Annotated in this window: 22 protein-coding genes and 1 tRNA gene; 20 read left to right on the forward strand and 3 right to left on the reverse strand. The window is 33.8% G+C overall.

Annotation, left to right across the window (positions count from 1 at the left end; translation table 11 throughout):
* The first annotated feature begins 1 nt into the window (after nucleotide 1).
* From murD to ACNQGH_RS04745, 14 genes are all read left to right on the forward strand, one after another.
* A complete protein-coding gene (gene murD, locus ACNQGH_RS04680; RefSeq protein WP_417954816.1) occupies nucleotides 2-1,333 on the forward strand; it encodes a UDP-N-acetylmuramoyl-L-alanine--D-glutamate ligase in 1,332 nt (443 codons plus the stop codon).
* A 75-nt stretch (nucleotides 1,334-1,408) separates the two neighbouring features.
* Nucleotides 1,409-2,698 (forward strand): FtsW/RodA/SpoVE family cell cycle protein, encoded by a 1,290-nt coding sequence (locus ACNQGH_RS04685; RefSeq protein ID WP_417954817.1) that lies wholly within the window; start codon nucleotides 1,409-1,411, stop codon nucleotides 2,696-2,698.
* A gap of 58 nt (nucleotides 2,699-2,756) precedes the next feature.
* A complete protein-coding gene (gene murG, locus ACNQGH_RS04690) occupies nucleotides 2,757-3,845 on the forward strand; it encodes an undecaprenyldiphospho-muramoylpentapeptide beta-N-acetylglucosaminyltransferase (protein ID WP_417954818.1) in 1,089 nt (362 codons plus the stop codon).
* 36 nt (nucleotides 3,846-3,881) lie between these two features.
* Nucleotides 3,882-5,231: a UDP-N-acetylmuramate--L-alanine ligase gene (gene murC / locus ACNQGH_RS04695; RefSeq protein ID WP_417954819.1), complete on the forward strand. Its 1,350-nt coding sequence runs from the start codon at nucleotides 3,882-3,884 to the stop codon at nucleotides 5,229-5,231.
* On the forward strand, nucleotides 5,218-5,940 hold the full coding sequence (locus tag ACNQGH_RS04700) for a cell division protein FtsQ/DivIB (protein ID WP_417954820.1): 723 nt from the start codon (nucleotides 5,218-5,220) through the stop codon (nucleotides 5,938-5,940). Before murC ends, ACNQGH_RS04700 begins: the two co-directional genes overlap by 14 nt.
* A 6-nt stretch (nucleotides 5,941-5,946) precedes the next feature.
* Nucleotides 5,947-7,329, forward strand: a complete 1,383-nt coding sequence (gene ftsA, locus ACNQGH_RS04705) for a cell division protein FtsA (RefSeq protein WP_417954821.1) — start codon at nucleotides 5,947-5,949, stop codon at nucleotides 7,327-7,329.
* A 53-nt stretch (nucleotides 7,330-7,382) separates the two neighbouring features.
* On the forward strand, nucleotides 7,383-9,329 hold the full coding sequence (gene ftsZ, locus ACNQGH_RS04710; protein WP_417954822.1) for a cell division protein FtsZ: 1,947 nt from the start codon (nucleotides 7,383-7,385) through the stop codon (nucleotides 9,327-9,329).
* A 325-nt stretch (nucleotides 9,330-9,654) separates the two neighbouring features.
* The gene (locus ACNQGH_RS04715; RefSeq protein WP_417954823.1) at nucleotides 9,655-10,104 is read left to right on the forward strand and encodes a GatB/YqeY domain-containing protein; all 450 of its coding nucleotides are present in this window, start codon (nucleotides 9,655-9,657) and stop codon (nucleotides 10,102-10,104) included.
* Between the two features lie 73 nt (nucleotides 10,105-10,177).
* Nucleotides 10,178-10,251, forward strand: a tRNA-Arg gene (locus ACNQGH_RS04720).
* 403 nt (nucleotides 10,252-10,654) lie between these two features.
* Nucleotides 10,655-11,170 carry a helix-turn-helix domain-containing protein gene (locus ACNQGH_RS04725; RefSeq protein ID WP_417954824.1) on the forward strand — a complete coding sequence of 172 codons (516 nt, stop codon included), beginning with the start codon at nucleotides 10,655-10,657 and terminating at the stop codon, nucleotides 11,168-11,170.
* A 35-nt stretch (nucleotides 11,171-11,205) separates the two neighbouring features.
* On the forward strand, nucleotides 11,206-11,697 hold the full coding sequence (locus ACNQGH_RS04730) for an IS630 family transposase (RefSeq protein ID WP_417954844.1): 492 nt from the start codon (nucleotides 11,206-11,208) through the stop codon (nucleotides 11,695-11,697).
* Nucleotides 11,698-11,932: 235 nt separating this feature from the next.
* Nucleotides 11,933-12,793 (forward strand): AraC family transcriptional regulator, encoded by an 861-nt coding sequence (locus tag ACNQGH_RS04735; protein ID WP_417954825.1) that lies wholly within the window; start codon nucleotides 11,933-11,935, stop codon nucleotides 12,791-12,793.
* A 543-nt stretch (nucleotides 12,794-13,336) separates the two neighbouring features.
* Nucleotides 13,337-14,473 (forward strand): NADH-dependent flavin oxidoreductase, encoded by a 1,137-nt coding sequence (locus ACNQGH_RS04740; RefSeq protein ID WP_417954826.1) that lies wholly within the window; start codon nucleotides 13,337-13,339, stop codon nucleotides 14,471-14,473.
* Nucleotides 14,474-14,598: 125 nt separating this feature from the next.
* Complete coding sequence (locus tag ACNQGH_RS04745; RefSeq protein WP_417954827.1) at nucleotides 14,599-14,955, forward strand: nuclear transport factor 2 family protein; 357 nt, start codon at nucleotides 14,599-14,601, stop codon at nucleotides 14,953-14,955.
* Nucleotides 14,956-15,133: 178 nt separating this feature from the next.
* Here ACNQGH_RS04745 and ACNQGH_RS04750 read toward each other — a convergent pair whose 3' ends face one another.
* The 3 genes from ACNQGH_RS04750 to ACNQGH_RS04760 all read right to left on the reverse strand — a co-directional run bounded on the left by ACNQGH_RS04750 (nucleotide 15,134) and on the right by ACNQGH_RS04760 (nucleotide 16,932).
* Nucleotides 15,134-15,514, reverse strand: coding sequence for a VOC family protein (locus ACNQGH_RS04750; protein WP_417954828.1), 381 nt, complete (start codon nucleotides 15,512-15,514; stop codon nucleotides 15,134-15,136).
* Nucleotides 15,515-15,883: 369 nt separating this feature from the next.
* The gene (locus ACNQGH_RS04755; protein WP_417954829.1) at nucleotides 15,884-16,480 is read right to left on the reverse strand and encodes a mobile mystery protein B; all 597 of its coding nucleotides are present in this window, start codon (nucleotides 16,478-16,480) and stop codon (nucleotides 15,884-15,886) included.
* On the reverse strand, nucleotides 16,471-16,932 hold the full coding sequence (locus ACNQGH_RS04760; RefSeq protein WP_417954830.1) for a mobile mystery protein A: 462 nt from the start codon (nucleotides 16,930-16,932) through the stop codon (nucleotides 16,471-16,473). The genes ACNQGH_RS04755 and ACNQGH_RS04760 overlap by 10 nt, the downstream gene beginning before the upstream one ends.
* A gap of 189 nt (nucleotides 16,933-17,121) precedes the next feature.
* Between ACNQGH_RS04760 and ACNQGH_RS04765 the strand changes: the two genes are divergently transcribed.
* The 6 genes from ACNQGH_RS04765 to ACNQGH_RS04790 all read left to right on the forward strand — a co-directional run.
* The gene (locus tag ACNQGH_RS04765) at nucleotides 17,122-17,403 is read left to right on the forward strand and encodes an ATP-binding domain-containing protein (protein WP_417954845.1); all 282 of its coding nucleotides are present in this window, start codon (nucleotides 17,122-17,124) and stop codon (nucleotides 17,401-17,403) included.
* 300 nt (nucleotides 17,404-17,703) lie between these two features.
* Entirely contained in the window at nucleotides 17,704-18,504 is an 801-nt protein-coding gene (locus tag ACNQGH_RS04770) for a zinc-dependent peptidase (RefSeq protein ID WP_417954831.1), read from the forward strand.
* Nucleotides 18,505-19,070: 566 nt separating this feature from the next.
* Complete coding sequence (locus ACNQGH_RS04775; RefSeq protein ID WP_417954832.1) at nucleotides 19,071-21,794, forward strand: hybrid sensor histidine kinase/response regulator transcription factor; 2,724 nt, start codon at nucleotides 19,071-19,073, stop codon at nucleotides 21,792-21,794.
* A 597-nt stretch (nucleotides 21,795-22,391) separates the two neighbouring features.
* Nucleotides 22,392-22,562 (forward strand): hypothetical protein, encoded by a 171-nt coding sequence (locus ACNQGH_RS04780; RefSeq protein WP_417954833.1) that lies wholly within the window; start codon nucleotides 22,392-22,394, stop codon nucleotides 22,560-22,562.
* A gap of 31 nt (nucleotides 22,563-22,593) precedes the next feature.
* Entirely contained in the window at nucleotides 22,594-23,337 is a 744-nt protein-coding gene (locus ACNQGH_RS04785) for a formylglycine-generating enzyme family protein (RefSeq protein ID WP_417954834.1), read from the forward strand.
* 697 nt (nucleotides 23,338-24,034) lie between these two features.
* Nucleotides 24,035-25,006 (forward strand): TonB-dependent receptor plug domain-containing protein (locus ACNQGH_RS04790; RefSeq protein WP_417954835.1); only part of this gene is annotated, 972 nt, incomplete at its 3' end.

Consider the following 25,006-nt stretch of genomic DNA (forward strand, 5'->3'; position numbering starts at 1 on the left):
AATGAGGCTAGTAATTTTAGGAGGAGGAGAAAGCGGAGTTGGGACTGCCATTCTGGGGAAGAAAAAAGGATATGATGTTTTTGTATCTGATTTTGGAAAGATAAAAGAGAATTACAAAGAAGTTCTTGTCATTAATGGAATCGCTTGGGAAGAGGAAACTCATACTGAAGATTTGGTTTTGAATGCTGATGTAGTGATGAAAAGCCCAGGAATTCCTGAGAAATCGCCAATAGTAAAAAAGCTTTTAGCCAAAGGAATTCCAGTACTGTCAGAAATTGAGTTTACCGCTCCTTTTACCGATGCTACTATAATAGGAATTACAGGGAGCAATGGCAAGACCACCACGACAATGCTGACCTATCATTTGTTAAAATCAGCGGGACTGAATGTAGGATTAGGAGGGAATATTGGAAAGAGTTTCGCCTGGCAGGTAGCAGAGAATAAATTTGATTCTTATGTGCTTGAATTAAGCAGTTTTCAATTGGATGGGATTGTAAATTTTAAACCACATATTGCAATTATTACAAATATTAGTCCGGATCATTTAGATCGGTACGATTACAAATATGAAAAGTACATCGATTCGAAATTTAGAATCACAATGAATCAAACCGAGGAAGATTACCTCATTTATGACGCAGATGATGAAGCCATTGCAGAATGGTTTAAAACACATACAACTAAAGCCAAATTAATTCCTTTTTCATTGACAAAAACTTTCAGCGAAGGAGCTTATATAAAAAACAACAAAATGGAAATTTCAATCAATCAGGAAGAGTTTACAATGGACACAGAGCATATTGCCTTAGAAGGAAAACATAACATGAAAAACGCAATGGCAGCAACTTCTGTGGCGAAATTGATGCAAATAAGAAAAGCTACAATTCGTGAAAGTCTATCAAATTTTCAAGGAGTAGAGCACCGTCTTGAAAAAGTATTGAAAATTCAAAACGTACAATATATCAATGACTCCAAAGCAACCAATGTCAACGCTACTTTTTTTGCATTGGACAGCATGAATACACCTACGGTGTGGATTGTAGGGGGAGTTGACAAAGGAAATGATTACAACGAATTAATGTCTTTAGTCCGCGAAAAAGTAAAAGCTATTATCTGTCTTGGTGTGGATAATAAAAAAATAATTGATGCTTTCGGTAATGTTGTGGACATTATGATTGAAGTTGATAATATGAATGATGCCGTGAGAATGGCGCAACGATTATCAGAAAAAGGAGATACGGTATTACTGTCGCCAGCCTGTGCAAGTTTTGATTTATTTGAAAACTATGAAGACAGAGGGAATCAGTTCAAACAAGCCGTTAAAAATTTATAAAAAAGTTTATTTGTTTAGATTTTGAGCCTTTCCAGGCTTAAAGTTTAAATGAGAAAATTTAAAACAAAAAGTAAAATGAAACAACTAGTTAACAGTTTAAAAGGAGATAAAGGTATTTGGTCATTTGTGGCCTTATTGGCCTTGTTTTCGTTTATGCCTGTTTTTAGTGCGAGTAGTAATTTGGCTTATATTGGACAGGGGAACGGAAATACATTGGGTTATCTGGTAAAACATTTGGCGCATATATGCATTGGCTTCTCCATTATTTATTGGGTTCATAAAGTACCATATCATTATTTTCGGGCTATTTCTAAAGTCGGATTGCCTGTTGTTTGGATATTGTTGGCTTACACATTAATTAAAGGAACGGTTATCGCCGGTGCAAATGCGAGTCGATGGATTCAGGTTCCGTTTATTGGAATAACATTCCAAACATCAACATTGGCATCTATAGTGCTGTTTATGTTTGTAGCGCGGTATCTGTCAAAAACAAGAGAAGAACCAATTGAATTCAAGGCTTCTTTATGGGAACTTTGGTTGCCGGTATTTTTTACATTAATACTCATTTTGCCAGCTAATTTCTCTACAACGGCATTGATTTTCTCTATGATATTGATGCTGACTTTTATTGGTAAATACCCATTAAAATATATTGGAATTATTATTGGTTCCGGAATTTTATTTCTCGCTTTTTTTGTACTTCTTTCAAAAGCTTTTCCAGATTCCAGATTTTTTAGCAGAGTACATACCTGGGAAAGTAGAATCGAAAATTTTAGCACGGATAAACCGGATGAAGACGATTATCAAATAGAGAAGGCTAAAATTGCTATCGCGTCTGGTAAAATTTATGGATTAGGGCCGGGTAAAAGCGTTCAGAAGAATTTCTTACCACAATCTTCTTCCGATTTTATTTACGCCATTATTGTGGAGGAATATGGACTTTTAGGAGGTTTGGGAGTGCTTACTTTATATTTATTATTATTATTTCGGTTTGTTATTGCTTCACACAAAGCCAATACGTTGTTTGGAAAATTGGTTGTGATCGGATTGGGTTTTCCGATGATATTTCAGGCGATGATTAATATGGCAGTTGCAGTAGAATTATTACCGGTTACAGGACAAACATTGCCGTTAATAAGTAGCGGGGGAAGTTCGATCTGGATGACCTGTTTTGCACTTGGAATTATCATTAGTGTAACCAAAAAAGAGGAAGAAATCGCTCAGGAATTAAAAGATGCTGCCAAAAGAGAAGAAGCGCTTCAGAAATTAATCGATAGAGAATTAGGAGAGGACGATCTGATAGAAGAAAGTTACTCTATTGAGGATAAGGCCACAAATCCAATGAACGCAGTTTTAAATAAGTAATTCGGTTTTTTACAGAAAAAGTAATTTGGAAAAACTTAGGAACTAGTAACTTAAAAAAATGAAACAGTATAAATTCATATTAAGCGGCGGTGGAACAGGCGGACATATTTATCCGGCAATTGCAATTGCCAATGAATTAAAATCTCGTTTTCCTGATGCCGAAATTCTTTTTGTAGGTGCCCATGATAAAATGGAAATGCAAAAAGTGCCTCAGGCAGGATACAAAATAAAAGGGCTTTGGATTGCAGGTTTGCAAAGAAGACTGACATTGGATAATACGCTTTTTCCAATCAAATTAATTTCAAGTTTATTAAAATCAAGAACGATACTAAGGGATTTTAAACCAGACGTAGTAATAGGGACTGGCGGTTTTGCCAGTGGTCCTTTGTTACAGGTGGCTGCAATTGCAGGTATCCCGACAGTGATACAGGAACAAAATTCCTATCCGGGAATTACCAATAAATTATTGAGTAAAAAAGCGAACAGAATTTGTGTCGCCTATGAAAACCTGGAACGTTTTTTTCCAAAACATAAAATGATTCTGACCGGGAATCCGGTGCGTCAGGATTTAATTGATATCGAAAGTAAAAAAGCGGAAGCAATTCAATATTTTAATTTAGATTCAAAAAAGAAAACACTATTGGTTCTTGGAGGAAGCCTTGGAGCGCGAAGAGTGAACCAACTAATCGAAAAGGAGTTAAAAGATATTCTTTTCCAAAATGTACAGGTGATTTGGCAATGCGGAAAATTGTATTTGGAAGATTATAAAAAATATAATAAAGAGCATGTTCAGGTAGTCGCTTTTATTGAACGAATGGATTTAGCGTATGCTGCTGCGGATGTCATTATTTCCCGTGCAGGCGCCTCATCAGTTTCGGAGTTGTGTATTGTTGGGAAACCAGTAATTTTTATTCCTTCACCAAATGTAGCTGAAGATCACCAAACTAAAAATGCGCTGGCCATTGTTGATAAAAAAGGAGCTTTAATGCTCAAAGAATCGGAGCTAGAGGCTCAATTTGGTCTTGTTTTTGAAGCCCTGTTGAAAGATCAGGGAAAACAAAACCAGCTGAGTGAAAACATAAAGCAATTGGCTATGCCGCAAGCAACAAAACAAATTGTTGACGAAATTGTGAAATTGATCAGATAGAAAGAAAAAGATAATAGGGCTAAGACTTACAATAATATGAACTTAAATCAAATACATAACGTCTATTTTATAGGAATTGGAGGCATCGGCATGAGTAATTTGGCTCGTTATTTCAAGAATTTGGGAAAACAGGTTTCAGGTTACGATAAAACCCCTTCTGCGCTTACCAATGAATTAATAGCAAGCGGAATTTCAATTCATTTTGAAGACAGTATCGATTTAATTCCGAACGATTTTTATGTGGAAAATACTTTGGTGATTATTACGCCGGCAGTTCCAAAATCGCATTCGGAGTGGAATTATTTTCTGGAAAGGGATTTTCTGATTAAAAAAAGAGCGGAAGTTCTGGGATTAATTACAAAAGATACTTTTTGCTTTGCAGTTGCGGGAACGCATGGGAAAACGACTACTTCCGGTATTTTAGGGCATATTTTACATGAAAGCGGTGCTGATGTTACTGCTTTTATTGGAGGAATTGTAGAAAATTATAATTCAAATTTGATAGGAAGCGGAAAGACAGTTACTGTTGTTGAAGCGGATGAATTTGATCGTTCGTTCTTGCATTTGCATCCTAATATTGCCTGTATTACATCTATGGATGCAGACCATTTGGATATTTATGGAACAAGTGAAGCGATAGAAGCCTCTTTTATTGAATTTGCTTCTAAAGTGGAAGATAAGAGTAAGCTTTTTATAACGAAAGAATTACCATTGGAAGGTGTAACCTGTGCCGTAAATGAAGATGCCGTTTTTAAAGCATTTAATGTTAGAATAGGAGATGGCAGTTATGTCTTTGACGTGCAGACGCCTACCGAGATAATTAAAGATTTGCATTTTGGATTACCGGGAAAACACAATCTGATGAATGCAGTAATGGCTATTGCAATGGCAAATATATTCGGCACCCCAACCGATGCCATTGTAAAAGCCATTGCATCATTCAAAGGAATAAAAAGAAGGTTTTCTTACCAGATTAAAACGGATAAATTGGTTTATATTGATGATTATGCACATCATCCGACGGAAATAAATGCAGTGCATCAGGCGGTTAGGGAATTGTATCCAAACCGAAAAGTTTTGGCTATTTTTCAACCCCATTTATTCAGCAGGACCAGAGATTTTGCTGATGATTTTGCCAAAAGTTTAGCTGCTTTTGATGACGTTGTTTTATTAGATATTTATCCGGCGCGAGAATTGCCAATGGAGGGTGTAAATTCACAATGGCTGATGGCTAAAATGGACAATAATAATAAAAAAATAGTGGCAAAAAGTGATTTAATTGCAACAATTTTAGCTAGCGATGCTACCGTTATTGTAACTATTGGAGCAGGAGATATCGGAGAATTAGTGCCATCCATTAAAAAAGCGATAAATGAAACTCTTTAATTGGACAAATATTCGATTAGTACTAATGTTTTTGTTGGTGATTTTTCTTTTTTCGTTTACGTCAAATCGAAATGAAAATCGAAAACTGACTAAATCGGTGATTGTTTTTGTAGGAGATAACGCTCCTTTTGTTAAGCAGGAAACGGTTAATAAATTGTTAATAGAAAATAAAAGAGATGCATCAAGCATTCAAAAAGTTAAATTAGATTTGAATACGCTGGAGCGAACCATCAATGCGCAGGAAATGATTGAAAAATCAGATGTATTTGTGAGTATTGACGGGGTATTGAAAGCAGTAGTAAAACAAAAAACTCCTATAGCTAGAGTTTTTGATGAGGGCGGTTCTTTTTATATTGATTACGAGGGGAATAGAATGCCATTGTCAACTAATTTTACAGCGAGAGTTCCACTTGTATCCGGGGCGGTAAATAAAAATAATAACGAAGATTTAGCTGACTTATTTCGTGCCATCTATGACGATGCGTTTTTGAAAAAAAACATCATTGGAATTGAAATTATGCCGAATGGTAGCTTAAAAATGCTCAATAGAAATTTTGATTATCAAATTGATTTTGGTAGAATGATAAATGTGGAGCGAAAATTTAAAAATTATAAAGCTTTTTTTCAAAAAGCAGTTTTAGATAGTTCGTTATATAAATATAAAAAGATAGATCTCCGATTTACGGAACAAGTAGTTTGCACTAAATAATAGATAATGGAAAAAGAGAATATTGCAGTAGGTCTAGATATTGGGACAACTAAAATAGTTGCCATGATAGGCAAGAAGAATGAATATGGGAAACTAGAAATCTTAGGTGTAGGAAAATCTAAAAGTTTAGGTGTGGCCAGAGGCGTTGTAAATAACATCACTCAGACCATTCAGTCAATACAGCAAGCAATACAAGAAGCTGAAAATAATTCAGGCTATAAAATAAAAGATGTAGTGGTGGGAATTGCGGGTCAGCACATTCGTAGCATTCAGCATACGGACTATATAAGCAGAAACAATCCCGAAGAAGTAATTGGAGGGTATGATATTCAGCTTTTGATTGATCAGGTAAATAAATTGGCAATGTTACCTGGTGAAGAAATAATACATGTCTTGCCACAGGAATTTAAAATTGACGGACAATCTGAAATCAAAGAGCCTATAGGGATGTATGGTGGAAGATTAGAGTCTAGTTTTCACGTTGTAGTAGGGCAAGCCTCATCCATTCGTAATGTGGGCAGATGTATTCAAAGTTCAGGAATCGAATTATCAGGCTTAACCTTGGAACCATTGGCTTCGGCAGATGCTGTTTTGAGTCAGGAAGAAAAAGAAGCCGGAGTTGCACTTATTGATATAGGTGGCGGGACGACAGATTTAGCCATTTTTAAAGATGGTATTATTCGTCATACCGCAGTAATTCCATTTGGAGGAAATGTGATTACAGATGACATCAAAGAAGGATGTTCCATAATTGAAAAGCAAGCTGAATTATTGAAAGTTAAATTTGGATCGGCCTGGCCAGGAGAAAATAAAGACAACGAGATTGTTTCTATTCCCGGATTAAGAGGCAGAGAACCAAAAGAAATTTCTTTGAAAAATTTATCTAAAATTATTCATGCTCGTGTTGTTGAAATTATTGATCAGGTTTTTACCGAAGTGAAAGCATACGGACACGAAGATCCTCGTAAAAAACTGATTGCAGGAATAGTACTTACTGGTGGTGGTGCTCAATTGAAACATATCAAACAGTTAGTTGAATATATTACCGGAATGGATACAAGAATAGGATATCCAAATGAACATTTGGCTGGAAATTCAGATGAGGAGATTTCAAGTCCTTTGTATGCCACTGCTGTAGGATTGGTTATGAACAGCATTGAAAACAATACTCAAAGTGCAGTAAGAATGGATGCAGTTGAACAACCAAAAGCGCCAGTTTACAGACAGCCGGTAGTTCAGGCGCCGGTGATGGAGGTTTCTGAAGAAGAAGTTGAGGAAGAGGCACGCAGCACTAATGAAAAACAGAATTCGACAGTGAACAGAATTCAAAGAAATTTCTTCGACCGTTACGTTGATAAGATTAAAGATTTCTTAGATAATGCAGAATAAGGGCAGTGCCCAAAAACACAATAATTAATAATAAATATCAAAAACCAAATAAAATGATGAGCAACTCAGAATTTGGAAGTATTTCATTTGATTTACCAAAGAACCAATCAAATGTAATAAAAGTTATTGGTGTAGGTGGAGGCGGCAGTAACGCTATAAATCACATGTTTAAACAAGGGATCAAAGGCGTAGATTTCATCGTATGTAATACGGATTCTCAGGCCTTGCAAAACAGCTCTGTGCCTAACAAAATACAGTTAGGAGTACATTTAACTGAGGGACTTGGCGCTGGTGCAAATCCAGATGTTGGGCAACAATCAGCCATAGAAAGTATTTCCGATATTGAAAAAATGTTGGATCGCAATACTAAAATGGTGTTTATCACTGCCGGAATGGGTGGTGGAACAGGAACAGGTGCTGCGCCAGTAATTGCACAATTAGCTAAAGAAAGAGATATTCTTACGGTAGGGATTGTGACATTACCTTTCTTATTTGAGGGTAAAGTGCGTCAGGAACAAGCCTTAATTGGTATAGAAAAATTACGCAAGCAGGTCGACTCTCTAATTGTTATCAACAATAACAAATTAAGAGAAGTTTATGGGAATCTTGGTTTTAAAGCCGGGTTTTCAAAAGCGGATGAAGTTTTGGCGACAGCCTCAAGAGGAATTGCCGAAGTAATCACGCATCACTATACTCAAAATATCGATTTAAGAGATGCCAAAACAGTATTGTTTAATAGCGGAACAGCTATTATGGGATCTTCTGTTTCTTCAGGTGAGAATAGAGCTAAGGAAGCAATTATTGCTGCTTTAGATTCTCCTTTGTTAAATGATAATAAAATCACTGGTGCCAAAAACGTATTGTTGCTTATCGTTTCTGGAACTAACGAAATTACAATTGACGAAATTGGAGAAATCAATGACCATATTCAAATTGAAGCGGGTCATAATGCAAATATAATCATGGGGGTTGGTGAAGACGAATCTCTTGGTGATGCTATTGCAGTAACCATTATCGCGACAGGTTTTGATATAGAACAACAAAATGGAATCGTTAATACGGAGCCTAAGAAAATAATTCACACATTAGAGGACGAACAAAGAAGCGTACACAATTTAACCAATAGAACTGTTGCGGGATTTGATTCAACAGAAGCACCAATTTCTACTTCAAGTGAAAGAATTGTTTTTGATTTGTTAGAAGATACTGTAGTAGCACCTGAGCCAGTTGTAACTGCGCTGGCGCCAACAATCAATAAAGAAGAGTTACTGGTTATGTCTGAATTTATTAAAAATTTGGATGTAACTTTTGAAATAGTGTCTCCTATCACTGATATTGATTTTACAATCACTTCACCAGTAGCTGAAGTTAAAGAAGTAAAAGCGGTACAGCCAAAAGTTATCGAAAGACAAGAGCAAACTACTTTTTCTTTTGATTTGCCACTTTTCAAAACAGAACCGGTAGCACAAGTGGAAGAAACCAAAGTTTTGTTTGAACTGACAAATGAAACTCGTGAAATCAAAGTGAATGAAGCAGTTCAATTTGTTCCGGTAACGGAATTGACTGATAACGGAATTATCAAATACTCTCTTGAAGAATATATGGAGCCTGAGAATGATTTCATGGCTAAGCCAGTTGCGAAGACTCCAGAAGTTGTTATTCCTGCAGAGTTAAACATTACCATGAAACAAGTTAGTACACCGGTAACTGCGCCTGTTGACTTTGATGCTATTTCTCCTATGGAAATGACAATCGAAGAATCATTGCGAATGAGAGCGGATGAAAGAAGAAAAAAATTAAAAGAATTCAATTACAAGTTTCATAATAATGTTTCTAAAATTGATGAGTATGAAAAAGAACCTGCCTACAAAAGGTTAGGAATAGACATTTCAAACAACCAAAGCAATAATACAAATTCTAGAATTTCTGTGGGGACAGACAGCAACAACGATTTACAGTTGCGTTCTAATAACTCGTATTTGCATGATAACGTAGATTAACTAACTCAAACCAAAAAAAATGACCCGAAAATTCAATTTAATTTTCGGGTTATTTTTTTGTATAACGAGAAGAAAGCAATCTATTGTTAATTCCAGTAAATTTCTTTAAATTTGTCGGGCCTTAGTCCAGCTGTCGTTTCAAGCTTTTTGTCGAAAAGCTTTTTTCTAAGAATTTAAAAGAGGTTCTGTAATCGCTTTTTAAATCCAAGGAAAAATATATTTTCTCTCAAAAAGGCTTTGTACTGCGACCTGGGCATTAAAAAAGTAATCAGTTTATGCCATTCAGTTTTTAGATTGGATAGGTAAATTAAAATTAAATAGTAGTATGAGTTTATCAGCACAAATCATGGACGAAATGAAAACCGCCATGAGAGCCAAAGATACCGTTGCATTAGAAGCTTTAAGAGCTATCAAGTCCGAAATTCTTTTGGCACAGACAGCAACAGGGTCTAAAGAAGAAATTACATCAGAGGACGAAATAAAATTGCTTCAAAAATTGGTAAAGACTCGTAAGGATAGTGCCAAAATTTTTACAGAACAAAACCGTTTGGATTTGGCTGAACCAGAGTTGGCTCAAATTGTAGTAATCGAAAAATTCTTACCGGCGCAATTAAGCGAAGCAGAAGTAGAAACGGTGATCGCAAAAATCATCGCAGAAACAGGAGCTTCAGGTATTGCTTCCATGGGAAAAGTTATGGGATTAGCTGCTGCACAATTAGGCGGAACTGCTGAAGGGAAAACTATTTCTACAATAGTAAAAAAATTATTGACCTAAGAGAAATGGCTTGATGATTAACGATTTTCTTCACGGATCTCAATCGTTAATCATCAGACTAAAGTATCATAATGACTGCGTAGTTCAACTGGATAGAATATCAGATTTCGACTCTGAGGGTTGCAGGTTCGAACCCTGCCGTGGTCACAAGAAAATCAAAAAGCCTGTAAAGTATTGACTTTACAGGCTTTTTTTTGGTTCGACAAAATCATCGGTAAATTTCATTGATTACTAAACCAGTATTTTTATTGAGTTTTACGGTTCGAACCTTGTAAAGTTTTTCAATTTGCATAATAAACTTTGGAAATTTAAGTTTTAAAAGAGTGGGTTAAAAAAATAGTTTCGTTAGTAATTTTTATAGAATGAGACCCCCTTTTTTGTATTATATCCGTGGCGACGGTAATTAGTGGTAAAATTATATCGAAACAGTATGGTCTGACCAATCATTCCCCTGTAGATTAGTTATTAATACCAAACACAAATATAATATAGTCCAATTTTGATAATTGGTTTTTTTATGTTATATTTGGACTATATTATAACAGTAACTATGGCACATGCGAAAATTTTGGTAATTAAGGAAACCGAAAAAGAAATTAAAAATCTCCTCAAAGAATCTATTCCATTTATTGGCCAACGTTTGAGAGTTCTGCTGATTTTGAAGCAAAACGAAAAAGCGGGAATTTCTAAGCGCGAGGTTGCCAAATTAGCAGGGGTTGACCCTAACAGTGTTCAGAAGTGGAGAACATTATATCTTAATGCTGGTATTGAGGGTTTAATGAAGCATCAAAAAACAGGTTTTAAGCCGTCGTCTTTTAATGCTATTGAGCACAATATGCTGGAAGCGAAACTCAACGACCCTCAAAATGAACTTCAAGGCTATGTTGAGCTTAAAGATTGGATTGAAAAAGAAACAGGAAAGACCTTCAATTATAATACATTGCTTTATTACTGCATCAGAAATTTCAAATCAAGTGTAAAAGTAGCCCGCAAAAGCCATGTCAAAAAAGACGAAGATCAAGGAAATACTTTTAAAAAAGATTCGGACGAATCTGTCAAGAAATAGCACTAAACACGGTAGGAGATTTTAACTCTATAAACCTGTATTTTCAAGATGAATCGCGCTTTGGGTTGTTCACTCGAAATGGAAAATCAGTTACCGCTATAAGAGTTAAACCAATTTGTACCTTTCAGCAAGTTTTTAAATCAACTTGGCTTTCTGGGGCTTTTTCACCCATAACCGGCGACCATTTTCAATTAATACTCCCACATTGCAACGCTGATAATTTTCAAGTTTTTTTAAATAATTTTTCAAAAGAAAATCCGAAAGAACTTAAAATAATGGTACTGGATAACGGAAGGTTTCATAAGGCAAAAAAATTAATCATTCCTGAAAATATTGTTTTGATTTTTCTACCACCATATTCCCCAGAACTTAATCCCGCTGAAAAAATGTGGGCAAAGTACAAACGACAGTTTTCTAATAAATTTTATAATTCATTGGAGGATGTAGAAGATTTCCTTGCTAATATCGTAAAAACCACAAGCAAAAAAGAGGTGATTGTATCTGTGGGTATAGTTATGTGTTTTTAGATCAAATTTGGACTATTTAATACATGTGTTTGGTATAAGTTCTAAGGATTTTTGCCTAATATTTTCTACTTACTAAATGGATGAATTGTTTCAGGACTAAAAGAGCAAAATATTTGAACTAAAAAGAAAAATATATTTTTCTTAATGCTTGTATCTTTGTGGCTGAAGTTTATAATATTTTAGGATTAATTCCAAAACAAAATTAAAACTGCTTTATAACTTTAATAGTTGTAGTATGAAAAAAATGATTAAAGTTCCAACTTCTTTGATTGGCTGCGATGCTCCGCAAAACTTCCTGATGTTAGATGGTTGTTCTGTAATTGAGCAGTGCATACACAGTACTGAGGTTAAAGGAATCATGTATTTAGAACAGCATTTACTCTTAATTGTATTGGAAGGATCCGTTGTTTTGACTTATGGAAAACAGGAATATAGGCTTGGCAAGAATGATATGATTTTGCTAAAAAAAGCAACTGCTGTAAAGTATCATAAATTCGGAAATGCCGAAAATGATAATATTTACGATAGTTTCATGTTCAGTATCAAAGATGATGTTCTAAAATCATTTTTATCGACCTCAGAAATTAAGGTATCAAAACCTGAAGGAGAAATTAAGACAGGAGTTTATCCAATGAATGAATGTTTGGCTGCATTTGCCCATTCTCTAAAACCTTACTTTTTTGATCATTCTGTGGTTCATCCCGGACAGCTTCGCCTGAAGATTATGGAATTACTTTATGATGTTGCTGAATGTAACCGAAATATGTTTTTACAAATTCTTCAGCTGCACGAGCCTGTAAGAACTGATATTCGTAATGTGGTGGAACGGCATTATGCCTCACCAGTCTCTGTTTCCGAACTGGCTTATCTTTCGGGAAGAAGTCTTTCAAGTTTTAAGAGAGATTTTCAAAATATATACAATGTTGCGCCGGCAACCTGGATAAGAGTAAAGAGATTGGAAAAGGCAAAAGATATGCTGGAAACTACTGCTTTGTCGGTTTCAGACATCTGTTATTCCCTAGGATTTGAAAACGTCTCTCACTTTTCAAGAATTTACAAAGAATTTTACGGACAGGCACCAAGTATCTCTCGTTAGTAGATAATTTTAAAATTAAACTTATGAAAGTATTAGTTATTGGAGGAAATGGAAGGGTTGGATCTCTTTTAGTTAATAAATTAGCTTCTCACCATCAGGTTTTATTGGGCTAAAGAAAAATAGAAACCAATGTGACCAATCCTGGATCTAATTCTATTGCTATTGCTAATGTTGTAGACTCCTTTTTTTCAATTTTAGAAAAGAATTCAACTATTGGTAAGGTCATTTTAATGCAAGATAGCAATACTCCGATTGATGAAGCTTTACATCAAATCAAATAAAAATTACAGCATTCAATTATTAGAATTACAGTCTTCCATCTTATTCTAAATTTCTCATTAAAAAAGGTTTTGATCTCAAATCTTATTAATGGAGAATCTTCCACATTGCATAATTTCCAATTCTCAAAAAAGGACTAATTAGTCAAAATATTTGAGCTAATTAGAAAAAACTCTGCGCTTTGGTCATTGTACCTTTGTTTTAGAAATAGAGCTTAATTATTCTGTCAAGCAGCACAGTAAATTATGCTCAAAAAAAAACGTAATGAATAAATATAATAAGTTGTTTGCTCCCTTGTTATTTGGGAACGGAATTAGTTTGAAAAATAGAATTGTGATGTCGCCTATGACTACTTGGGCATCTAATGAAGACTTCACTATATCTGATGAGGAAGTTGAATATTACAAGAAAAGAGTAAATGGTGTTGGTTTAGTAATAACAGGATGTACACACGTTACGGCAAATGGCATTGGTTTTACCCACGAATTTGCAGGATATGATGATACTTTTCTTCCCAGTTTGAAGAAGTTAGCGGATGCTGCAAAAAATGGTGGAGCACCGGCAATTTTACAGATGTTTCACGCAGGTAATAAAGCAATCCCCGGACTTATTCCAGATGGTGAAGTGGTGAGTGCAAGTGCAGTTTCAAGTGGACCTATAGTGCTTTTTGAAAAAGAAAATCTTCCAAAAGAATTGAGTGAAAATGAAATTCAGCAAATCATTAAAGCATTTGGTGAAACTACGAGAAGAGCAATTGAAGCCGGTTTTGACGGCGTAGAAATTCATGGAGCCCACGGATTTTTGCTTCAAAATTTCATATCGCCTTTTTTTAATAATAGAAATGATCAATGGGGTGGTTCTCTGGAAAATCGTTTGCGACTTAGCCTGGAAATTTTAAGAGAAGTAAAAGATATAGTTTCAAAATATGCTGATCGTCCCTTTTTGATAGGGTACAGAATTTCACCTGAAGAATTTCCACAGCAAACTTATGGACTTTCAGATACGTTCAGTCTAATGGATAAGTTGATTGAAGAAAAGATTGATTATTTACATTTCTCTCTGCTGGATGCTGTCAATCAAAAAGCAATTGATTCAGAATTTTCTAAAGAACCTATATCAGTTGTACTAAACAATTATGTTAACAACAGAGTTCCTGTTCTAGTTGCTGGAGGCATTACAACGCCTGCAATGGCTGATCAAGCTGTAGATTATGGTGTTTCTATGGTGGCAATCGGAAGAACTTTGATTGTTAATCCTGATTGGGTAGAATTAACTCAAAATGGAGAAGAAGATAAAATCACTTCAATTCTTAAACTAGCAACAGTACAAGAGAAAAAAATCCCATCAAAATTAATGACCATATTCGAAAAACTGGAAGGATGGGTTCAAGTAGAAGCTTAATTTAATGAATAATCAAAATAAAGAGGTATAAAATGAAAAGAAAAATTCCAGTATTACTCGTAGTAGTATCAGGCATATTGTTGTCATGCAATAATCAAAATAAATCAATTAAAAAAAATCAAGTTATGGAAGTTACAAAAGAAGAAAAAGAAGGTGTCATTCGTGCCATAGATTTTTATGTAGAAGGTGGACGTAAAGCTGATGGTAAAATTACAGCAAAAGCTTTTGCTGATACAGCAACGATGTCATGGACAGAGAATGGCGTTTTGAAAAGTGTACCGATAAAGGTATTGTTTGATGGCTTTGACAGTAGCGAACCTATGGAAGCTCATTATGAATTGACTTATTTAAATGTTGAAAAAAATGTCGCTATTGCCAGAATTGAATCTCAGTTTGGAAAGAACAAGTTTGCCGATATGTTTACATTAGTAAAAGATGCAGACCAGTGGAAAATAGTGAGTAAAGTTTATCAGTCAAAATAAGTACAAGACTTAACTATTTAGACATTAATTCATTCAAAGAAAATTTGAGATACCTTAACGTCTACAGGAAGGGATGATTGAAAAGTCATCCCTTTTTTATTGGAAGAAGAGTCTTTTTTATGGGGTTTGTTTTTCAGTGGTATATTAAAAACGATCTCTATTTTTATGAAACTTAATCTTATTGGTTTTTCTTTTTCTTCAGTTGAAATACATTTCCTTCGGGGTCAATTCCGTCACAAAGCCAAAAGTTATAATTGTCAAAAGTTTTTAGTTCTCGCATAGGAATATTTTTTTCAATAAACTCTTTTCTAATCAGTTCTAAGTTATCGTCAATCTCAAAGACGATTTTAGTATTATTGTCAAATTTGTGATTGGGTTCAATTTGTTGCATGTATTTTTGTCCAATTTTATGAAACCCAATATTTACATTCCCTGCGTTGAGTAAAATCCAAATTTCATCTTCTTCAACAACTTTTAAATTGAAGTTTTCGACATAGAAATATTTAAGAAGTTTAATATTTTTTACATATAGAATTATTGTATCAAGTTTTGCATTCATTTTAGTTATTGAATTTGTCGTTGTCTTAAATATTTCCACTAATGATCTAGGCAATAAGTCTTATAATTTAATTCTGTAAACTTAAACAATCCAATGCATTTATTTTCAAACCTCTGTTAACTTGCTTAAAATCTGAAAATCTTCAAGCAAAAGGTTCGAATTTTGTACCAAGGTGTTCACTTGATGGGACAAAGAAGAAATATCCTTCTTTGTCCCATTTTTATTTGGGTCTAACTCCTTATTAATTATATAAATAATCTTCACGACTTCATTTATCCTCCTGGTTCGAAACTCATTTTCCAGAATAACTTTTCGACTTACACAGTTAGTGCGACACTACCATAAAAAATAACTTAGACATACTTACTATTATGTCCTAGCAAAATTAATTAGAGGCTCAATGTTTCCCTTATCGCCTTCCCTAATTGATCTAATATACTTTGCTCTTGTTTCGTTTGCCTGTACCATATTTGAATGATTCCATGTAAAAATATCTTTACCAAAAATAGATTCAATTATTATGTCTGCCATGATTCTAGAGTGTCTTCCATTTCCATTTGGAAAACAATGAATGTTAACCAATCTATGTTTAAACCTTATGGCTATTTCATCCGGAGGATATGTCTTGTTTTCAATCCAATAATCCGTATCTCCTAGTAATGTCCTCAAGTCAATACCAATATTTATCCATTTCACACCGATTTTTTTTTCTGATCTCCTAAATTCACCAGCCCAACGCCAAACTTTGCCGAGCATTTTCTTGTGCAAAGCTTTTATAAAATCTTCGGTTAGTATTCGGTCTTTTTTTAGTTTCAAACTCATTGTCCATGCAATAGCCTCTTCAATATTTAATTGCTCATGTTCATCTAGCTCTCCATGGGTAGTAATTGATTTTATCAAAAGTCCTTCTTTTTCTTCTTCGCTCAATGGTGTTTGACCATCTTCATAAATAAACTCTAATCCCATAATGATTTACGCATTTCTCGTTTTATTTCAGTAGCCAATTCTTTTATAGCTTTATCTATTTGCTCATCACTGTTACCTTGGTTCTCTAATTTCATATTATTGCTAGTTCTAAGAACAATTTTTTTCGCAAGTTCTAATGCTTTAGAATCAACCAGATTTTCGATTGTTCCATGCTTTGGAACAAAACCATATACAAATTTCATATCTAATGCATTACCAATTTCTTTAAGTGATTTTATTGATATTGCTCCTGCAGATTCTCTTTCTTCAATTTTTTTAACACCTTGTTTGGTCATGTTTAATTTTACACCTAATTGTCCAAGGGTCATATTTAATGCAGTTCTGATATTATAAAGCCATCCTTGTTCTGGAATTATTACTTTTTCAGTCCCCTTAAATGCTTTTAGTTTTCTATCTAGTTGCTCAATTAGTAGTTTTTTTTGATTGCGCATGATTGTTCTGTTTACAATTTCACACAAAAGTAAACATATTTATTTACAAAATACAATTAAAGTAAACAAATATGTATACAAAAATAAATATATGTCAACTAATGAGTTTACCTTAACAATTAAAAGTAAACATATGTGCTTACTAAAATAAATATCAACTAATTAGTTTACCCTAACAGATTTGATTCTATATTAGAATGGTATTGTAAAAGCTTTAAAACCACCCTAAAAGATTTTTTAAACTTCATTGACAACTCAAGTGATAAAATAAGAAACATTCGAAACAATAAAAAGATACATTTTTACATGGATAGTGGAACAGTCAAATTGTCAACGATACATAGCTTTAAAGGTTGGGAAAGTGAAACTGTATTTTTAATAATCGAAAAGAAATTCACAAATTTAGAAGCCACATTCGATGAGATATTATATACGGGTTTAACCCGTAGCAAAAAAAACTTATTATTATAAATTTTGGAAATGAAAATTACAATGAGAGCCTAAAGGGGTTAATTAAAATGGTAAACTCCTAGTTTTCAAATAAAAAACTATCGCCTTTTTGAAGTAGAATATGACAATCGTAGTTAATTACAAGCTTCAAGAAAAAAAACAAGGATAATAAGTTAGATTTCATTTAGAATTTTCAAGTCTTCCAATAAAAGGTTCGAATTCTGTACCATCAGGGTCAAGAATAAAAAAAATACTTCAGAATAATTTGGGGTAAACTTGATTATTTTGGAGTATTTTTGTTTAAAAAGGAACACAAAATATATGGCAGGACAACTATTTATTTCCGTATTGTTTGGGATATTATTGCTTCTAATAATTATTTTTAGGGTTCTGGAACCTGCTTACCTCTTACTATTCAATAAGCCATTTTATATTCATTGGTATCCTTTCTCAAAGAAATTAAAATTAAACCAACGCCGAATTTTAGTCAAGGATTTTCCGTTTTATAATAGGCTTTCCCCTAGAAGGAAAATTTATTTTGAACATCGGGTGAAAGAGTTTATTGCGAATTATCAGTTTATAGGTAACGAAATTGTCATTACCGAACAAATGCAAATACTGATTGCTGGAACTTATGTGATGTTGACTTTTGGGATGAGAAATTATCTCGTGGATTTGGTAGACAAAATAATAGTGTATCCGTCTAGTTATTATTCTACCGTAAATCAAAGATATCATAAAGGAGAATTCAATCCCAGAATGAAAGCAATAGTTTTTTCATGGGAAGACTTCTTATTGGGACATTCGACATCAAATGATAATATTAATCTTGGTTTGCATGAGTTCTCTCATGTATTGCATTTTCATTGCCTGAAAAGTAATGATCCAAGTGCCATTATTTTCTTTGATGAATTCAATGAAGTAATACAATATTATACAGACCAAAATTTAAATAATGAGCTGCAGCAGAAAGGCTATTTTAGGCGCTACGCTTATGAAAATCAATTTGAATTTTTATCGGTAGTCTTAGAACATTTCTTTGAAACGCCTGATGTTTTTAAAACAACACATCCTGAATTATACGGGCACATTGCTAAAATGATTAATTTTAAAGAAGAATAGTAAATTAATAAATGAGGTCCTTAGCTATATATGCTATGAAGGTACTTTTATTTGAAAGATAATTAGCGTTTGGAATGAAAGGGCTCATTTTCTGATCGTGTAAGATGGGGGTAAAGCAAAACAAGTTTTGAACGCTTATCAATTTTTTTTAAATAGGGTTGCTTTGGTCCACAACTTCTATACGTATCAGTATTTCTTTTCGAGTGATTAAGTGGTTCCGTTTTTTAATCTTTAATATGTGCTTTTCGAAAAAGAACTGACTTTAAGTTCCTAAAAAGAAAATCATTATATAAAATGAAATAGCAATGCCATATTTTTATATATTTGTCTAAAATTGTAAAAAATCATTTGATATTTAAAAAAAATGATAGTAACCCTGCAAAAAATAATAAGTACTACACGATCGAAATTATAATACATCGGTAAGTATTTTTTAAACTTTAAATAAGTCTATACTAACTACGTAAATTATTTTATACTTATTGGCTGTAAAAATCAATTGTAATAACAATCGATTTTTGGTCTGAATGTCGTATACTTGTTTTTATATATTATCCATAAATTCTATGTTAAGAGGGGCCAGTCTCATACTAGTATTAAGTTTTGTAGCTATACTAAATTCCTGTAATTCATCAGAAAGCGATAGCGAAAAAATTGCTATTGGATTTTCACAAAGTGTTGATGACGATATTTGGAGAACATCGATGAACCATGCGATGGAGGTAGAAACGTCACTTCATCCAGAGGTTAGTCTGAAAATTTATAATGCAAATCGTCAACCCAAAAAACAGATTCGTGATATTGAAAAATTTATCGAAGATAAAGTAGATGTCATTATCGTTTCTCCTTTCGAATCAGATTCTATTGTTCCGGTAATAGAAAAAGCCAAGAGCAAAGGTATTCCGGTAATTGTAGTGGATAGAAAAGTAAATACCACTAATTACACCACATATTTAGGAGCAGATAATATTGAGGTAGGACGAATTGCCGGGAAACATATTGTTTCATTATCTAAAGGGCAGGCAACTGTGATTCAAATTTATGGGGATTTAACTACATCGCCTGGTTTAGAAAGAAGTTTGGGTTTTAAACAAGTTGTTAAACAATATCCTGGCATTAAAGTTTTTGACCTGGATTCGGATGACTTTGGACATCCAAAACCAAATTATGTAAAGCTATTAGATAGCTTACCTAATATCGATTACGTGTATGCCTTTAATGATTTAATCGCCTATAATGCATGGAAAATTGCTAAGGGTAAAGGTTTAGAAAATAAAATAAAATTTATAGGGGTAGACGGACTTAATGGACCTTTCGGGGGAATACAATTTGTTAAAGATAAAATTTTAGAAGCAACTGTTTTATATCCAACAGGTGGAAGTGAAGCCATACGATTGGCTTTGAGAATAGTTAATCAGGAAATTGTTCCTAAAAATAACAAACTTAATACGATATTGATAGATTCTCTTAATGCGGATATTATGAGCAATCAATTCGATAAAATAACAATTCAGCAATCTGATATTGAGCAGCAACAAAAGGTTATTAATAATCAGGAAAAGAAATATTCTACTAGGAGTAATCTTGTAAAGCTTTTGATTTTTTTGTTTGTAATCGTGCTGAGTTTAGCGCTATATAATATTTATTCTGGAATAGCAATTCGTCGCAAGAAGAAAGAATTGGAAGAAACCAATAAAAAAGTTGTCAGTCAAAGAAATGAAATTGAAAAATTTTCTGAAGAACTTAAATTAAGTAACGAAGCAAGACTTAATTTTTTTACCGGTTTGTCTCATGAATTCAAAACCCCCTTGACTTTGATCTTGAATTCAATAGAATCTTTGGGGAATGAATTTAAGAATAAAGGGGCTTCCGTGAATAAAGAAATTAATCTGATGTATAATAACTCCAGAAGATTACTCAGGTTAATTAATCAATTATTAGACTATAGAAAAACAGAGGATCAAAAATTTACTTTGAGAGCATCAAAAACTAATATTTTTGATTTTTCGAAAAGTATCATTGGTGATTTTGACAGGGAAGCAAAGAAAAGAAATATTGATTTTGCATTGACAACTGACAATCCGGAACTGGAAGTTTATATAGATCGAAATCTAATGGACAAAGTCTATTTTAATTTGTTGTCAAATGCCTTTAAATTCACTCCTGAAAAGGGAAAAATTTCGATTGTAATAAAAGAAGATGAAGGCAATGGTACCGTTGAAATTCACTTTAAAGATTCGGGTATAGGGATTCCGGAAAATGAGTTGAAGGAGGTTTTTAATGCTTTTTATCAAGGTTCAAATAATTACAGAAATAGTTCTGGAATAGGACTTCATTTATCAAAAAGTTTTGTCGAACTGCACAAAGGAAAAATAGAAATTAAGTCGAAAAACGGAGCGGAATTTATAATTACATTGCCATTGGGAAAAGGGCAACTTGATGAAAAAAATATCATTAAAGAGCCAATTCTGGATTTTGTTCATGAGCCTGATTATTTGGATTCGGAGTTTATTCAAAGTGTCGAACCCAAAAACACCGAAGATAAATATTCGATTCTGTATATAGAGGACAGCAAGGAGCTTTTAGATTTTGTGTCTCATAAATTCTCGTCAGAATATACTTTTTTTGCATCTGACGGTACCGATGCAATTGGAAGAGCATTGGAGTTAATTCCGGATATTATTATCTGTGATTTGAATTTGCCGGAAAAGAATGGCTTTCAGATTTGTGAAATACTCAAGAAAGATTTAAGAACGTCACATATTCCTATTATCATGCTTACCGCTTCGGATGATCAGGAATCCTATTTAAAGGCTTTAGAAAGTGGAGCTGATATCTTTTTGACAAAACCTTTCAATTTAAAAGTACTGGCTCAATCGATAAAAGGATTGCTCTTTAACAGAGAGAAACTACGGTTTTATTATACCAATAATATTTTAAATATTGAGGGTGGTGATTTTGGTGTTTCTGAACAGGATTTTCTAAGAAAGTTAAATGATCTTATTGAAAAAAACCTGGATAATTCTGCCTATACTGTTGAAGATCTTGCGCGAAGTTTAACTATTTCGCGGGTGCAACTGTATCGAAAAGTAAAAGCGATATTGGGAATTAGTGTCAGCGATCATATTAATAATATGCGACTGGATAAATCAAAAGAGTTACTGAAAAAGTCAGACTTAAACATTTCAGAAATTGCTTATGCAGTTGGTTTCTCCTCGCCAAATTATTTTTCCACCTCTTTCAAAAATAAATATGGGGTTTCCCCGAAAGAATATAAAATTAAAATATAGCTATTTTGCTATTGACTTACTTTTCTTTTTGACAATGCTAGTGTAGTATAATTATATCTATATAGCTACTTAATAACATCTCAATTTAAATAGTAGCTAAATACTAATAAATAATTATAAGAAAAGCGTAAATTTGAGTAGACTTTACGTAAGGTCGGTTTTTTGGTTTTTTTTCTTATAAAATTTGGCTTAAGAAAAGTGTTTTTATAAAAAAAAATATTTTTGAAATAAAATTTTGACTGTATTAATGTTGTAGTTTATTTTTCTTTAACTCTTTTAATGTTGTTAATAGTCAGTTATTTATGTTGGTATTGTAATTGATGAAGCACTAATACCCACTCAATGTCAATGCACCCTTGGATTAAAAATAGTTGTTGGAAAAACTACGTTTACTGTCCTTTATTGAATATACTTAAAGCCAATTAGTATAACCCTTAAGAAATCTTAATTACCAAAACGTAAGAAACAATCATGAGAAATTTACGGTAACTATTGCTTGTTTTTTTTCGACCAAACAGCGCAATGGATAGCGGTTATAATTGTATTATTTTACTTTATCAAGATTTTTAAGAACCTATAGGGTAAGGTATTTACGAAATGGGAATAACTAAATATGGGAATATATCGGATACCGATGAACCTATTTATGAAACGGAACAAAAAGCTATGGTTGCCCATGATTCTTTATCGTTGGAAAACGAAAAATTGAAGAAGCTTGAATTGGTAGATTATGTTTGGAAAAATAGATTAGAATTATTTTATCTATAAAAACGAATCATTAATTTAAAAACAAACTACAATGAACAGATTATTCGTATTTGTAGCCCTCTCCTTTTTTGCTTTTAATACAAAAGCGCAAAGTTACCCTGAAATGATAATAGTCGAAGGCGGTACTTTTGATATGGGTGATGAACAAGGCATTGGCGAAGCTGATGAACTGCCCGTTCATCCCGTGACCCTAAAAACATTTAGCATTGCCAAAACAGAAACCACAGTCCTACAATGGAAAACCTATTGCAATGCCACTGGTCGAAAAATGCCAGATCCTCCGTCTTGGGGTTGGATAGACAGCCACCCAATAGTAAACGTAAACTGGGAAGATGCTGTTGCCTACTGTGACTGGATGAGCGATAAAACGGGCAAAATATGCCGTTTGCCGACAGAGGCAGAATGGGAATATGCCGCTCGCGGCGGAAAGGAAAGCAAAGGTTTTAAATTTAGTGGTGGACAAAGTATAGATTTGACTGGATGGTATAAAGAAAATAGCGGTGCTAAAACTAATCCAGTAGCTCAGAAACGTGCTAACGAACTGAAATTGTACGATATGAGCGGGAATGTTTGGGAATGGTGTGAGGATTGGTATGGAGATTACTCCGTCGGAGCACAAACAAATCCAAGAGGCGTAAAATCAGGGAGTTTTCGCGTGCTACGTGGAGGTAGCTGGTTCCTTGCTTCTACATACTGCCGTGTGGCGAGTCGCAGTCTCTTGACGCCTGGCTTCCGGTATTACTACTACGGTTTTCGGATGGTTTTGATCGAGTAAACAGCGGTTTCTCTGTCCTAATCCTTTAAACAAAAAAAAGAGAAGACTGACTGATAAGGCTAAAAGTATAATGATCGTTTTTCACTAGCCGAAAATTTTGCTGCGGTTTATAGATTATATCAGCCACTACATAAAAATGTATTTATAAGAATGAGAAAAGTAAATAATAAATTAAATGTAAATATATATTGGAAGCCTTGCTGAAATGAATGATAAGGGGATTCGTATATCCACTTATCTTAAAAAACAGTAAGGATATGAAACAATTTACAAGAGAAGGAACAATAGAATACCCAATATGTTTAAAAGCATTTTAGGCTGTTTGGAATATTTAGTAAATAACAAATTGAAAGAAGACTAGAAATATTTAAAATAGAGTCATCCAAAATTGACAATCCGGAAATCGAATTTTAAGACTTTTTATTGATAAAAGTAATTTTTGGGAATTTATCATTTTTCAGCTGTTTTTGCAAAGCAAATTTGTAAAGCTCCAATTACGGAAGGTTTTGATAAAATGTATATAAGGTATTACTGATAAAGCCCCAATCGAAGTTTTTTGCAATAATGGCAAAACAGTTTTGAGAGAGAGATTTTTCTTAGACCAATTGAAATATTTTCAATTTCTAAGCAAAATATCAATTTTACAATTGAAAATTTAATAATTAGCCAATTAAATTTTAACTAAACTATCTAAATTATGAAACGGAAAATTATCCTTTATTTAATTTTAATGGGTTCCTTCTTTTCACTTACGGCGCAAAATATAAGAATAAAAGGAGTAGTAACCTCTTCCGAAGACGGAATGGCACTTCCTGGAGCATCAGTGATGATTTCTGGAATGGATATTGGAGCCACTACGGATTTTGACGGTCATTATATACTTAACAATGTAGATGAAAACGCTGTCTTGATATTTAGTTTTGCAGGTTTTGCAATTGAAACAATTCAAGTGAATGGACAAGAATCAATAGATGTGGTTTTGAAACCAGAATCAATACAATCAATACGATTAAGTGAGCTTATTTTAACGGGTTATACAAAAGAACGAAAAGTAGATGTAACAGGGGCTATTACCGTAGTAGATTTAAAGCCATTGTTAGGTCAAAGTCTAAGTTCTGGAAACATTATGCAAGCTTTACAAGGAAGAGTGGCGGGGTTATTCGTTGAAAAATCCGGAGATCCCAGTGGATCAAATAGCAGGATTTTAATCAGAGGGGTAAGTACGCTGGGAAATACAGAGCCTTTGTATGTGATTGATGGGGTTCCTACTGTGAGACCGGAAGTATTTGCCAGTTTAAATCCAAGTGTTATAGAATCTGTTCAGGTATTGAAAGATGCCTCTGCATCTTCTATTTATGGCTCTAGAGCTGCAAATGGTGTTATCATTGTGACAACAAAAAATGCTTCAAAAGGTGGAGCAATGAGCGTTTCTTACAGCACGAGTGTCTCCGTTCTTTCTGAGAAGAAGCAACGCTATAAAATGCTGAACGCACTGGACAGAGGAAAGGTTTTGTGGCAGGCATCAGTTAATGATCATGCAGATCCAGCTGGCGGGTATGGCGAAATATATAATTTTGACTGGAATAAAGATTTTAATAATCCAGTGTTAAACAGCGTAACGGTTAAACCTTATGTAGGTGGTAATACCAATGTGCCGGTAGGAGATACA

It is taken from the genome of Flavobacterium kochi (assembly GCF_048286715.1).
Taxonomy (GTDB): domain Bacteria; phylum Bacteroidota; class Bacteroidia; order Flavobacteriales; family Flavobacteriaceae; genus Flavobacterium.

Bases quoted from the DNA above. Each gene is read 5' to 3' on its own strand.
- murD (WP_417954816.1), top strand. From the start codon at position 2: ATGAGGCTAGTAATTTTAGGAGGAGGAGAAAGCGGAGTTGGGACTGCC.
- ACNQGH_RS04685 (WP_417954817.1), top strand. From the start codon at position 1,409: ATGAAACAACTAGTTAACAGTTTAAAAGGAGATAAAGGTATTTGGTCA.
- murG (WP_417954818.1), top strand. From the start codon at position 2,757: ATGAAACAGTATAAATTCATATTAAGCGGCGGTGGAACAGGCGGACAT.
- murC (WP_417954819.1), top strand. From the start codon at position 3,882: ATGAACTTAAATCAAATACATAACGTCTATTTTATAGGAATTGGAGGC.
- ACNQGH_RS04700 (WP_417954820.1), top strand. From the start codon at position 5,218: ATGAAACTCTTTAATTGGACAAATATTCGATTAGTACTAATGTTTTTG.
- ftsA (WP_417954821.1), top strand. From the start codon at position 5,947: ATGGAAAAAGAGAATATTGCAGTAGGTCTAGATATTGGGACAACTAAA.
- ftsZ (WP_417954822.1), top strand. From the start codon at position 7,383: ATGATGAGCAACTCAGAATTTGGAAGTATTTCATTTGATTTACCAAAG.
- ACNQGH_RS04715 (WP_417954823.1), top strand. From the start codon at position 9,655: ATGAGTTTATCAGCACAAATCATGGACGAAATGAAAACCGCCATGAGA.
- ACNQGH_RS04725 (WP_417954824.1), top strand. From the start codon at position 10,655: ATGGCACATGCGAAAATTTTGGTAATTAAGGAAACCGAAAAAGAAATT.
- ACNQGH_RS04735 (WP_417954825.1), top strand. From the start codon at position 11,933: ATGAAAAAAATGATTAAAGTTCCAACTTCTTTGATTGGCTGCGATGCT.
- ACNQGH_RS04740 (WP_417954826.1), top strand. From the start codon at position 13,337: ATGAATAAATATAATAAGTTGTTTGCTCCCTTGTTATTTGGGAACGGA.
- ACNQGH_RS04745 (WP_417954827.1), top strand. From the start codon at position 14,599: ATGGAAGTTACAAAAGAAGAAAAAGAAGGTGTCATTCGTGCCATAGAT.
- ACNQGH_RS04750 (WP_417954828.1), bottom strand. From the start codon at position 15,514: ATGAATGCAAAACTTGATACAATAATTCTATATGTAAAAAATATTAAA.
- ACNQGH_RS04755 (WP_417954829.1), bottom strand. From the start codon at position 16,480: ATGGGATTAGAGTTTATTTATGAAGATGGTCAAACACCATTGAGCGAA.
- ACNQGH_RS04760 (WP_417954830.1), bottom strand. From the start codon at position 16,932: ATGCGCAATCAAAAAAAACTACTAATTGAGCAACTAGATAGAAAACTA.
- ACNQGH_RS04770 (WP_417954831.1), top strand. From the start codon at position 17,704: ATGGCAGGACAACTATTTATTTCCGTATTGTTTGGGATATTATTGCTT.
- ACNQGH_RS04775 (WP_417954832.1), top strand. From the start codon at position 19,071: ATGTTAAGAGGGGCCAGTCTCATACTAGTATTAAGTTTTGTAGCTATA.
- ACNQGH_RS04780 (WP_417954833.1), top strand. From the start codon at position 22,392: ATGGGAATAACTAAATATGGGAATATATCGGATACCGATGAACCTATT.
- ACNQGH_RS04785 (WP_417954834.1), top strand. From the start codon at position 22,594: ATGAACAGATTATTCGTATTTGTAGCCCTCTCCTTTTTTGCTTTTAAT.